Origin of the sequence: Thermococcus sp. (assembly GCF_027008145.1) — an archaeon.
Taxonomy (GTDB): Archaea; Methanobacteriota_B; Thermococci; order Thermococcales; family Thermococcaceae; genus Thermococcus.
In genome coordinates this window covers 1-11,501 of sequence record NZ_JALTCZ010000022.1, presented here as the reverse complement: position 1 = coordinate 11,501, position 11,501 = coordinate 1, and the positions used below count along the sequence as shown (strand labels likewise).

The following is an 11,501-nucleotide window of genomic DNA, read 5'->3' as shown; positions in this document are numbered from 1 at the left end:
CCTCTTAACTACTGAAGTATGTAACACCTGGGTTTTCTCATTTCGATCCACATCGAAGCCCTCAAAAGACTTTTATAGGTCGCTTTCGAGTCGTCAGCGAACATGCGTAAACGGTGGTGGCCATGGAAGCACTTGAAAAGGCCCTTCAGTGGGCGGATGAGAACCTAAAGGCTGACTACATAGAGCTGCGCTATGAAGACCTGAAGAAGACCACTTTGGGCCTCAAGGACGGCGTCTTCACGAGCTTTACCGGCAAACTCCACAGGGGAGTCGCGATAAGGGTTTTAGCGAATGGTGCATGGGGCTTCGCTTCGACGAGCGATCTTTCAAACCTCGAGAAGAAGATCGAGGAAGCCTACAAGCTGGCCAGAGCGGCCGCTGAGACCAAGAAAGAGAGAATAGAGCTGGCGGAGATAAAGCCAGTTGAGGACTTTGTGAAGAGTAGGATGCAAGTTAAGCCGTGCGAGGTCGACATCGAGGAGAAAGTGAACCACCTGCGGGAGCTTGAGAATCTCCTCAAGGAGGACAAAGCGGTCAAGAGCGTCCAGATACGCTATGAGGACGGCGGCGGTAGAAAGCTCCTCCTCACCAACGAGGGAACGAGGATAGAGTGGGACTACAACTACCTCTACCAGGGGACTTACGTTACCGGGAAAGCTGACGGGAAGCTCGCGATGGCGAGGGACGGTATTGGTTCTGTTGACTACGGCTGGGAGCTCATGATGGAGAGGGAGCCGAACGAGAAAGTCAAGGAGAGACTCCTGAGAAAGATGCATAGCCAGCTCAAGGGTGTCGCCCCAAAGCGCGGTGAGTTCCCGATTGTGGCCGGCCCGATTGTCGTCGGCATTATCGCTCATGAGGCCCTTGGCCACCTCGCCGAGGCGGATCTAACCATAAACTCACCCTTTAAGGACCTCATCGGCAAGCAGATTGCCCCGGAGTACGTAACAATGAGCGAGCGCTACGTCGACGGCGGCTTTGGGAACGATCGCTATGATGACGAGGGCGTTCCGGTCAGGGACATCCACATAATCGAGAACGGCATCCTCAAGGAGATAATGCTGAACAGGGAGTACGCCCACAAATGGGGCATGGAGCCTAACGGCCACGCGAGAGCCGAGAGCTACCGCTACCCGCCGATAATCAGGATGCGCAATACGGTCTTCGAGCCCGGCGACCACTCCTTCGAGGAGCTCATCGAGGACATCAAGTTCGGCTACTACGTCGTTGACTTCCGCGGTGGGCAGGCCCAGCTCAACAGCGCCTTCCAGGTCGGGATCCAGGAGGGCTACGTCATCAGGAACGGAGAGATAGCCGAACCGATAAGGGACACTTCAATAACGGGCGTTGCGATAGAGGCTCTCAAGAAGATCTCAGCGGTTGGAAAGGATTTTGATATAGAAGTCGGCTTCTGTGGCAAGGGGCAGACGGCCTTCGTAAGCTCTGGAGGCCCGCACATGCGCTTTGACGGAGGAATTCTCATCGGGTGAGGTGGTGTAAATGGAGGATCTCATCCGTTTTGCTGAGAAGCTTTTTGACGAGGTCGAGATTGCCGTCTACCGCTCAAGGGAGGTCAGTGCAAACGTTGAGCTCAACGAGATCTCGATGGCCTCGACGAGGAGCGGCGCGGTGACGGTAATCCGGGGAATAAAGGACAAGCGCCTCGGACTGGCGATAGTCGACAGCGACGAACCCGACAGGGTCAGAGAAGCCATAGAGCAGGCGGCAAAGATGGCGCGCCTCAACAGCAGGGACGAGAAGTGGGTCTCCCTACCTGAGCCGGGAAAGTACGGGGAGAAGCTGAAGCCCAACTACGAGCTTAAGGAGGCTTCGCCCGACGTACTGGTGGAGAAGCTCGTTCACGGCATAAAGCTCGCCCGCGAGAAGGACAAAAACGCTGTGGTTGCTGGAGGAGCCGGCGGCGTTTCTTGGGAGGAGAGACACGTTATGAACTCCCACGGGATAGACGTCTTCCAAGAGGGTGGAGCAGCTTACATGTACCTTGAGCTCGTCGGACGGAAGGAAGGCGTTGTAACGCCCGGAATTTTCGACTTCGACGCGCGCAGAGATCTCAACCTCAACGTCGAGGGCATCGTCGAGAGGGCAGTCAGGAAAGTTAAGTGGGCCTACAGCGTGAAGGCGAGCAAGAATGAGGAAGTGCCAATAATCCTCGGCCCTTGGGCCATAGCGGGACTCCTCAGCTACGCTCTTCTTCCAGCCTTCAGCGGGGAGAGATTAGTCAAGGAGACGACACCGCTCGCCGGAAAGGCAGGCGAGAAGATAGCGGGCGAGGTTCTGACGATCTACGATGACCCGTTCCATCCGCTCTCCATAGAGCCGGCCATAGCCGATGGCGAGGGAGTGCCAACGAGGAAGAACGTCCTCATTGAGGAGGGAACCTTCAGGGGCTTCGTCTGGGACAACTACTGGGCGAAGATCTACGGGACGGAGAGCACGGGCAACGGGAAGCGCGACCTGAGAAGCGGCGGAATAAACATCGGCTTCCACAACGTTGTCATCGAGAACGGGAAGCGCTCCCTTGAGGACTTAATATCTGGAATCGAGCACGGCTACTTCGTTGACGGCTTCCAGGGGGCACACTCAAGCAACCCCGACAACGGGAACTTCGCAGTTACGGCGAACCCGGCCTTCCTCATCGAGGACGGCGAGGTTGTTGGTTCCAGCGTTTTCCTGATAGCCGGCAACGTCTATGAGCTGTTGAAGCAGGCCACAGAAGTAACGAAGGAGCAGACGGTAATGCCCTTCATGACGTCCATGACCGTTCCGCACATCAAGTTCGAGAACGTGAAGATAGCGGGGAAGTGATTCCCTTTTCTCTTGTTTTCCACACAGAACATCTAGTTTAAAAGAGCTGTTCTATACAGAAAACATCACTCGACCCTGAAGTCTATCGCGATGTTGAACTGTCTGGGAGCGTAGGGGCGCACCTTTCTCCGGTCAAGGAACTCCACTCTAAAGCCCAGCTCCCTCGCTGTCGCCTTTATCTTTGCCTCGTGCTCGGAAAACAGGTCTTCCTCTGGGGAAAAGCCGTAGTAATGGATTATCCCTCCGGGCTTGACGCTCAGCATCGCTTCTTTCAGGAACCTATCGGCGAACTTGGGAAGGTTCATTATGACGCGGTCGGCCTTGATTTTCCCGGCTACCTCCCTAACATCGCTCAAAACCGGGACGATGTTGGTGGCCTTGTTCAGGCGTATGTTCTCCTCAAGGTACTTCACCGCCCAGGGATTCAGATCAACGGCAAAGACAAGATCTGCCTTTCTGGCGAGGAGTATCGAGTACGGCCCGACGCCGGCGAACATGTCGAAGACGATCTCTCCCGGTTGCGTCTTCTCAAAAACCCTCATTCTCTCCGTGGCGAGCCTCGGGGTGTAGTAGACCCTCGCGACGTCGAGCTTCAGTCTTATCCCGTTCTCCCGGTGGACGGTTTCAGTCCTGTTCTCGCCAGCGAGATGGATAAGCTCCCTCACGCGGTATTCTCCTTCAACTTTACCTCCCTTGGCAAAGACGGCCTTTATGTGGCGGTGGACTTTGAGGATCGCCCCGCCAATGGCCCTTCCGTGGGGCATCAGCTCTTCCGGAAGTTCGATTATCGCGATGTCACCGATGATGTCGAATGAGCTCGGAAGGAGTTGCCTGAGCTCCGCGGGAACTTCAACTACCTCGCGGTAGCTGTGGGGTCTCCTTTCGGTTCTCTCAAACTCGGCCTCAACGAGCTCAAAACCATTAACCGGCCCCGTAACAGGGAAGAGGACAAAATCTCCCTCGCGTTTTATGGAGTATCCTTTGGCCAGGATACCGAGTTCGAGGAGCCTCCTTCTGGCCATCTCAGCCTCTTTCTTGGGGACTTTTACGGCGAGCATCGGTGGGGAATAAATAAGAAGGTTAAAAAATTGTCGCAAGTTTATCTTTGTCACCTGTGTTTTGATCTGTGGCTACCCCTAACAAACGGACATCTGTCTAAAAAGACCTCATAAGCTATTAGCTCATTTAAAATATCCTGAATTTCTTTTAACCGTTCATTAACAATATTTATAAGCTCCCTCTTTTCTTTTGGATTCTTCTTATTCGAATTAAGATGGGAAACAGAAGATATAAACTTCTGATAAGCCTCATTTAAATCTGGTGCATGATTGTTAAGTAAATCTTCTAAGAGTGCTGTGTTTAGAGTTTTGCCAAGATATTGGCATAAGTCATTAATGCTTTCATTGCCATTTATGCCTTGTGATAGATCGGGTGTTAGAGTTATGTACACCTTATATCTGGACGCGTCGGTGTAAACCCTGCTAAATGCATCGATTAGTGGAGTTATAATCTCTTCATGAAGCATCTTAGTGTGCTCCTGCATTAGCGGAAGAAGCAATGATTTTTCCATTTCTTCTGTAGCTTTCCTATTAAAATAGGACTGAATTCCAACAAAGAATGCCATTCCAATAGTAGCCATTGCACTAGCTGCAGTCACTAATTGGGGATCGGTCACAACTATTTTTGTTTCTTTAAGGGATAGTGAATCCACTAAAAAACCAAGCGACATTCCTACAAAAATTGCCGTAAATAATGCGAAATAGTCTAACGGATTATCAAAATATTTTTTGATTTTTCTAGGGATTTTGAAATCCACTATATCACCTATTCTCAGAAATTTGCTAATTCTAATAAACTTTTTTGTTGATTTCCTTCGCCTATCAGTCCACAAAAATGCCAGACATAAAAGAGCAAATCCATCTCAAAACCGGAATTTCCAAAAGCGACATGTACCCCTCGATCAAACTTCGCTCACAGCCTTTGAGAAATGCTGGTGAAAAGTTTGTAGCTCTTAAAATGGGCATCTAGACGGTTCCGGTTCTTGCATTTCGTTTCTGACCGTAATGTTTGGGAACGCCTTTTGAGTTCCCTATATGAGGGTTTGTTTTATTTTGACGCCCTTTGGGCATCTTCTTAGTGTAAACCACCTGAGGATAGCTTGTGGAAGTTTCCCGCTTAGAGTAAAGGTTTCGAGGTATAGAACTCTGATAATAAATGCGTTTCGAGAAGAGCTACGAACTTTGATGAAACTTTGCAAAGGCAAAGTTTCTTATGGTGCCCCGGCCGGGATTTGAACCCGGGGCGCGGGCTCGAAAGCACTAGCAGGACGTCCTCAACAGAGATAAGCCTAAATGAGAAGTGGTCTCAGCTCAAAGAAGCCTACGCGAAGTGGCTCTCTCTCAGAGTTGCCACCGAGGAGACGAAGCTACGCTACATTCAGGCCCTTGAGAAGTTCTTTGACTCATACAATATAATGACATACAAGGACCTCCAGGAGACTCTCACGGAAACCAACTACAAGCGCCACATAACCAAGGCTCTGAGAAGCTTTGCCAGGTTCCTGAAGAACCGCGGTGTGATCACTCGCGAGCAGTACCTCGACCTGAAAGAGATAATCTGGACGAAACCTACGCACCCGCGGAAGGTGAACGTTTCAGACGAGCAGATTAGGGCTGCTCTGGAGTACTACGAGCAGAAAGACGCCACCCTCGCAACGATTTACAAGGCCCTCGTCTATTCCGGCCTGCGGCTTAGGGCCGTGGTCGAGCTCTTCAACGAGTATGATCCTGAGAAGCTAATTCTACCTCCAGATCATAAGAATATGGCCAAGTATCCGCTTTATCGCTACAAAGGTCAGAAAAAGGCCTTCTACGCTTACCTATCTCGCGACTTCGCGCTTTCAGAACTTGAGCAATTGCCTCTCGACTACGAGCACGTGAAGAACAGGCTCCGCGTCAAGCTTCGTGCCGTCAGAAACACCGAGAAGAGCGTCCAGTTTTCGGCCTCGGCGGTGAGGGAGTGGTTTGCGACGTTCCTGGCGAGGCGGGGATGCCCCTTTGAAGTCATCAACTTCATTCAAGGGCGCGCCGAGCGTGGAGTTCTCGAAAAACACTACCTAAACCTTGAGATCCTGGCAGATGAGTGGTACTCTGCCATGGTTGAAGACCTAAAGAAGGTTTTGAAGGGGTGATGCGTTTTGGAGGATGTTGTCGTGGCTATCCCTACAGTTGAAGTAAAGCCCGCAATGTCAAAAAAGAAGACGCGACAGATTTCAGTGATGGTGCCTGTCGAGCAGGAGGCATTCATCTCACAGATGTCCTTGCTACTTGGTGTCAGGAAAGGCGCTATTGTCATGCTCGCAATTGCGCTTTTGCAGAAGTTCGAGGAGAAGAACAGGTCGCAACTTCTCGAGATTTCTCGTTCGTATAAGCGCAGGGCAGAGGTCAGGAAGCTTTTCGCCCGCTTCGGCATCGAGTTGAAGGACAAAGATTTTCTCGTGTGAGATACTTTTGTTTTTTATATAACTCACTCTCTATTCTTTGTTCAGGAGTTCCTGAACGCAGGAATTAGCAATCCGCCTTTTTATCCTCTTTCACCTAACTTTCAGTGAATACTGCCTGGCGAGGTGTTGCCTCGTGTTTGAAGATGCGAAGTTGGCCGCGAAGCTTGCCTTCCAGATGGGTGTGCAGATGGCCAAAGAGTGGAAGTCAGGGAAGAGGAGAGGACAGGTCAGCATGGCAGCAATCGGAGGCATAGTCGGCGTAATACTGCTTCTCTACGTCGCCCTGCTCGTGATAGGGAAGTTCCACCCTGTTATCACGCAGAACATACAGCAGACAAACGATACTATAGCAAAGGGCATGCTGACTGACGTTGACAGCAACACGCAGAGCTCGCTCTCCATGGCGAGCATGGTGCCGTTCATCGCGGCAATTGCCCTCGTGCTCGGCCTGCTCTTCGGAATCTTCCGCTGAGCCGACGCCTTCTTTCGTTTTCCCTTTCCTTAACGCTCAGGGGGTGATAAATTGCTAGTTTGGTTCGTCCTGCTCCTGATGGGGACAGCGCTCGTATACAATATCTTGGGGGTAGTGTATAGAAGTCCGGTTCTGCTCGTGTTCTCGCTCGTCTTCAGCCTGTTTCTCGTGTATGCTGGTTTCTACTACGTCGATGTCGTTTCTGCTGGCACGGTACTACAGTTTCATGAAAGGGAGCTGATGTGGTTCTTCGGCTCTGCGATGACAGTCCTGAACGCCGCCTTTGCGTTCATCTATGCCACCGCCGAGATGGCAGGGGAGGTGAGGAGATGACTGAGGAGGAGCAGGCAAATGTTTTTGATAATGTGATGCTCGCAAGGGATGCAACGCTACTTGAGCAGGGCGAGTTCGCGGTTGACGTGAAGAGTGAAGTACTCAAGCTCCTGAAGGAGCAGGAGAAGAGCTTTCCCTCACGTTTCTGGCACTTGTCAGTCTTCAGAGATGCAGCGATGAGCCTTGGCAACCTCGACAGTGAGACCGCGAATGAAATCAAGGCCCGTGTTTACACAATCATCCTCAAGTCGTACCGCAGGCCGTACTTCGCGATGGCGCGAGACGATGTTCTCTTCGCGCAGAAAGAAGAGCTGAAAACGTATGTTGATGTTCAGCTCTCGAGGGCCAGAGGCGGGGCCTTCCTCGGCTTCCTTGAGAGGAGCACGAAGGAGTTCAACATCGTGTCAAATGGCTCAATTCAGCAGGCGAGGCGCGGCCTTGCACGCTTCTTTGGGGGTGCTGGAAGATGAACGTCAATGAGCTGTGGTACCTGTTCCAGGCAAGTGTTCTAATTAACATTGTTTTGATAGCAATCCTTGGATGGGCAAGGTTCAGAGGTAAGGATCTCTTAAAGGGCATTCTCTCACCGAGTGGAATTTGGGCATTCATCCAGCAGGGCTTTCCAATTGATGTGAAACATCTCTCCCGGAAAAACCTGAAAGGTGATGTACTCGAAGTGAAACTGACGAAGCACACGAAGGCACAGTTTCCCCTAATGCCTTCTGACTGGAAGCGTTTCCTGAACAAGCCCGCTGTTCTCCTGAACATCCAGACAATGAGCCCACTTGACCCAAAAATAGCGACAGACTTGGCAGTGATAAAAAAAGCTGGCTATGAGGAAAAGCTGAAGCAGTACATCCTCAAGAAAAACTACCTTGAACAGCTTGATGCCCTTAAGGCAGAGTTCCTTGCAAACCCTGAGGCCTATCAACAGGTCATGAACGAGTGGATGCGTGTAAAGCAGGAAGTTGACCAGCTTGAGAGTGAGCTGAGGTACATTCTCGTTGAGCTCGACAATAAGGAGTTAGTCGAGGTTCCCGAGAAGGACAAGGACGGTAATGTTGTCAGAAAGTGGCTTTGGGCGAAGATTGACCTCGATAAAATACTGCGGTTTGCCCTTGGAATCCCTGCTCCGACTCTAGACATCGTGACCGAGATGATTGTACAGGAGAAGGAGAAGGGCAAGCATGACTACAAGTTCTACATGACAATGGGAATCATAGCCCTGATGGTTCTGGTCGGCTTCGCGATAGTCTATCAGGTTGTAACCAACAACCACGCCGGAGCTGTTCAGACGGCCCAAACTGCAAAGCAGGTGGTGATGCCATGACAGACTACGTGAGCAGGCAGGTTTTTGGAAAACTGATTAAGCGCGAGGAGGGCCTCGCGGCCCCCGTTGACCTTTATCGCTTGGCCATTACTGATGATCTCTACGAGCTCAACGTTATGAAGAGTGAGCTGAGGCTCCAGCTTTCAAAGGGGCAGATCTCCCCTGAAACATATACAAAGACTCTCCAGCTTGCCATGACCCTTTTTGACTTTTTCGAGCCGTTCCTTAGTGAGGACTATGCCATAACTGATGAGGAGAAGGCAGCTTACAGGCGCTTCAGGGACTTTCTGATGCTTAGGCGCGCTGAGTTCGGCCAGACTGCGGCTGAGAAGGCGGCGGTTGTTTATCACATCTCCCGCGTTCTGCTCAGATTTGCAGCAAAGAGGCGCCTGACGAACATCTTCCAGCTGAGCGACGAGAAGGTGGGTGGTTGAGATGGAGTGGCCCGTCATAGTTGAGGAAGAATTTAGGGCCGTCCTCGGCGAGCTGAGGAAGAATGCGCTAGCACATGATGATGACTTTCACATAATCGTTGATGGCCCGGAAGGTTCTGGTAAGTCAACTCTCTCGCTCGCAATAGCAAAAGAACTCGACACGAACTTTGACCTACGCGAGACTATGTATTGGGATGAGCGACAGATCCCACAGGCCCTTTTCAACATGGCTGTAATGCCAGAAGGCTCGGTTCATATCTTTGATGAAGCGCAGAACTTCTTCCACAGGCGCATGCACCAGTCTTGGAGAAACATCACACTCGACTCTGCTGTGAAAACTGGCAGGGCGAGAAAACAGTTCATAATATATAACACGCCAGCCTTTTGGGACCTCGACGCCGTGCTCAGACGTGCAGGATTGATAGTTCATATAGTTGGGCGTGGTACTGCGATGGCGTTCTTTGACGTGTTTAAGACTCGGCTCGTGAGGGCAACGGAGGAAGCAAGGAAGAGAATCAAGGTGCAGACTTTCGAAGACATCCTAAACTATTGGAAAGAGCGCCAGAGCGATATAGGGAAGCTCGATTACTATGTCTTCCACTGGAAGGGGAAGATTCCGGACGAGTACCGGAGGCACAAGGAGTTCAACACGACGAAGTTTTTCATCTGGAAGGCCCTCGAGGCCGCGGAGAGGTACAACGCCCCGTTCAAAGTACCGAGGTGGGTTGAGAACGACCCTGAGAAACTTAAGATACTCGAGGAGACGGTTAGGGAGTTTAACGAGTGGCGAGAGATGCGCGGGCTGAAGCCCATCCACATTGCCACACCTATAATTTCCAACGAACCGGCCAGCGGGCAGGGTCAAGAGCAGGAGGAGTGGATAGCCGACAAACTCACCCTTGAGGGGGTGTTCTAATGCCATCTCTCCCACGCGGGAAACTCTACATTGACGGCCAGGACGTGGCCGCAGGACCCCCGACTCGGCCCGAACAGCAGGCTCAGCCTCAGGCATCTTCTTCTCAGTCACAACCAGCTCCCTCCCAAATGCCCCGCGGAAAACTCTACGTCGATGGGCAAGACGTGACTGCCGGCCCGCCAACTCAGTCGCCTCGCGAGACGGCCCTGCAGATTTTGCTCAGGAGGGACAGTGCTAAGGAGGTACCGACCCCCATCGTTGGCTCCTCGTCTAGCGTCCAGGACTCTCAGCCCGGGCAGGTTCAACTCTCTCCGGCAACGGAGGGCACGTTCAACGCATATAATCCCGGAACGCTCGGGAAAGTCAAATGGTGGCTGGAGAGGAATGTCGACAAGATTCCTGTTGTGAACTTTTTCCACACGATACACGAGCAGGCGGAGAGGGCGAAGAAAGAGACTTTGATTGAACTGGCTGAGGGGGGGGACGCGAAAAAAGCGGCGGTAGTGGGCACGGCGTACGGTATCCTCGTGGACGCGTTTGTTGACATGCCTGGCACAGCCTACGAGACTGTAAAGTCAGTGTGGAGTAAGGCCTCATCAAAGCCAATCGACATGGGGCCTCTCGGCCTGCGGCACGAGACTACTCAGAAAAGCGAGGTTATCACCGAAAACCCTGACGCGGAAGTAGAGAATGAGCTCATGCTGGCCAGAGCCGCACCCCAAACTTACCGCGCCGAGCAGAAACTTAAAGAAGCGAAACAACTTGAGCCTGAAATAATCAAGCTCAACGAGCAAGCTGAGCAACTGAAAGAGCAGGCGAAATGGTTCGAGGAGAACAGGAAAAAGGCTGAGACTGACCCGGCCTTTGCGAGGCTTTACAACGCGGAGGCCGTCGTATACAACAGACAAGTTCAGGAGTTCAACGCGAAGGTGGCCGCCATACAGGCACGGCTCGAGGCCCTCGGGGTTGACGAAGCCAACGCGCAGGTTGAGAATTTCAACAAGAACCTTGAGAAGGTCCACAAGGGCTTTGCAATTGGTGAGGTTGCCGGAAGCATTGTTGGGAGCACAGTCTTGGCAAATGCTGCCCCTAGCACCCTCCAGGCCGTTGCCCCGGAGAAGGTCGTCAGGGTCGAAAGCGACAAGATTCCTGAGGTGTTCGGAGGAGAAGCCGGAACGAGGGTGACAGTCAAGGAGACGGTTTACAAGGGCTGGCTTAGGAAGAGCCCAATCGAGACCCACTATCAAACGGTGCTGAGCACGGGGGATGACATAAGGTTCACGAAGTCATTCGTCAGCGACACTGAAGGAGCGGCCCTGAAAATTGCGGGAAGCGACACCAGAGAGTTCCTGCTGACGAAGTTTAAGAGCACGAAGCCATTCGAAACGGGCGAAGTGATTAAGCCAAGCGCCCCAATAGGGCCGGACGAGTTCGAGAAGATAACAGGCAAGCCGTGGCCAACTGGAGTTGTCAAAAAAGAGCTTGAGACTCAGACAATCCTCAGAACCACCTCCGGGGAAGAGGTGAGCATAATCGAGAACGCCATCATCGGAAAGACTACGTTCCAAAAGACACAACTGAAACCCGAGTTCAGCCTGAGCGCAAAGGAACCGGTTCTCTCACCTGAGGACTTCGCGTTGTTACAGAAAATTACAAACGCGAAGTCCTCAGGTGAGAGAACCGGTTCC

At 52.0% G+C, this 11,501-nt stretch carries 13 protein-coding genes; 11 read left to right on the top strand and 2 right to left on the bottom strand.

Annotated elements, in window-relative coordinates; translation table 11 throughout:
* Positions 1-122 precede the first annotated feature (122 nt).
* Together MVD07_RS00965 and MVD07_RS00960 are read left to right on the top strand one after the other, a co-directional pair.
* The gene (locus tag MVD07_RS00965; protein ID WP_297497408.1) at positions 123-1,490 is read left to right on the top strand and encodes a TldD/PmbA family protein; all 1,368 of its coding nucleotides are present in this window, start codon (positions 123-125) and stop codon (positions 1,488-1,490) included.
* A 10-nt stretch (positions 1,491-1,500) separates the two neighbouring features.
* On the top strand, positions 1,501-2,826 hold the full coding sequence (locus MVD07_RS00960) for a TldD/PmbA family protein (RefSeq protein WP_297497405.1): 1,326 nt from the start codon (positions 1,501-1,503) through the stop codon (positions 2,824-2,826).
* 65 nt (positions 2,827-2,891) lie between these two features.
* Here the strand turns inward: MVD07_RS00960 and MVD07_RS00955 are convergent, their stop codons facing one another.
* Positions 2,892-3,884 carry a class I SAM-dependent methyltransferase family protein gene (locus tag MVD07_RS00955; protein ID WP_297497403.1) on the bottom strand — a complete coding sequence of 331 codons (993 nt, stop codon included), beginning with the start codon at positions 3,882-3,884 and terminating at the stop codon, positions 2,892-2,894.
* A 50-nt stretch (positions 3,885-3,934) separates the two neighbouring features.
* Positions 3,935-4,642 (bottom strand): hypothetical protein, encoded by a 708-nt coding sequence (locus MVD07_RS00950; protein WP_297497400.1) that lies wholly within the window; start codon positions 4,640-4,642, stop codon positions 3,935-3,937.
* Positions 4,643-5,116: 474 nt separating this feature from the next.
* On the opposite strand from MVD07_RS00950, the gene MVD07_RS00945 reads away from it, so the two are divergent.
* From MVD07_RS00945 to MVD07_RS00905, 9 genes are all read left to right on the top strand, one after another.
* Complete coding sequence (locus MVD07_RS00945) at positions 5,117-6,016, top strand: integrase (protein ID WP_297497397.1); 900 nt, start codon at positions 5,117-5,119, stop codon at positions 6,014-6,016.
* A gap of 6 nt (positions 6,017-6,022) precedes the next feature.
* The gene (locus tag MVD07_RS00940; RefSeq protein ID WP_297497394.1) at positions 6,023-6,328 is read left to right on the top strand and encodes a hypothetical protein; all 306 of its coding nucleotides are present in this window, start codon (positions 6,023-6,025) and stop codon (positions 6,326-6,328) included.
* 151 nt (positions 6,329-6,479) lie between these two features.
* Positions 6,480-6,800, top strand: a complete 321-nt coding sequence (locus tag MVD07_RS00935) for a hypothetical protein (RefSeq protein ID WP_297497391.1) — start codon at positions 6,480-6,482, stop codon at positions 6,798-6,800.
* Between the two features lie 114 nt (positions 6,801-6,914).
* On the top strand, positions 6,915-7,133 hold the full coding sequence (locus tag MVD07_RS00930) for a hypothetical protein (RefSeq protein ID WP_297497388.1): 219 nt from the start codon (positions 6,915-6,917) through the stop codon (positions 7,131-7,133).
* Positions 7,130-7,603, top strand: a complete 474-nt coding sequence (locus tag MVD07_RS00925; RefSeq protein ID WP_297497386.1) for a hypothetical protein — start codon at positions 7,130-7,132, stop codon at positions 7,601-7,603. Before MVD07_RS00930 ends, MVD07_RS00925 begins: the two co-directional genes overlap by 4 nt.
* The gene (locus tag MVD07_RS00920) at positions 7,600-8,463 is read left to right on the top strand and encodes a hypothetical protein (protein ID WP_297497383.1); all 864 of its coding nucleotides are present in this window, start codon (positions 7,600-7,602) and stop codon (positions 8,461-8,463) included. Before MVD07_RS00925 ends, MVD07_RS00920 begins: the two co-directional genes overlap by 4 nt.
* Positions 8,460-8,897: a hypothetical protein gene (locus MVD07_RS00915; RefSeq protein ID WP_297497380.1), complete on the top strand. Its 438-nt coding sequence runs from the start codon at positions 8,460-8,462 to the stop codon at positions 8,895-8,897. Before MVD07_RS00920 ends, MVD07_RS00915 begins: the two co-directional genes overlap by 4 nt.
* Positions 8,890-9,813 (top strand): hypothetical protein, encoded by a 924-nt coding sequence (locus MVD07_RS00910; RefSeq protein WP_297497377.1) that lies wholly within the window; start codon positions 8,890-8,892, stop codon positions 9,811-9,813. The genes MVD07_RS00915 and MVD07_RS00910 overlap by 8 nt, the downstream gene beginning before the upstream one ends.
* A 128-nt stretch (positions 9,814-9,941) precedes the next feature.
* Positions 9,942-11,501, top strand: a 1,560-nt coding sequence (locus MVD07_RS00905) for a hypothetical protein (RefSeq protein ID WP_297497374.1), incomplete at its 3' end; no start/stop codon positions are given.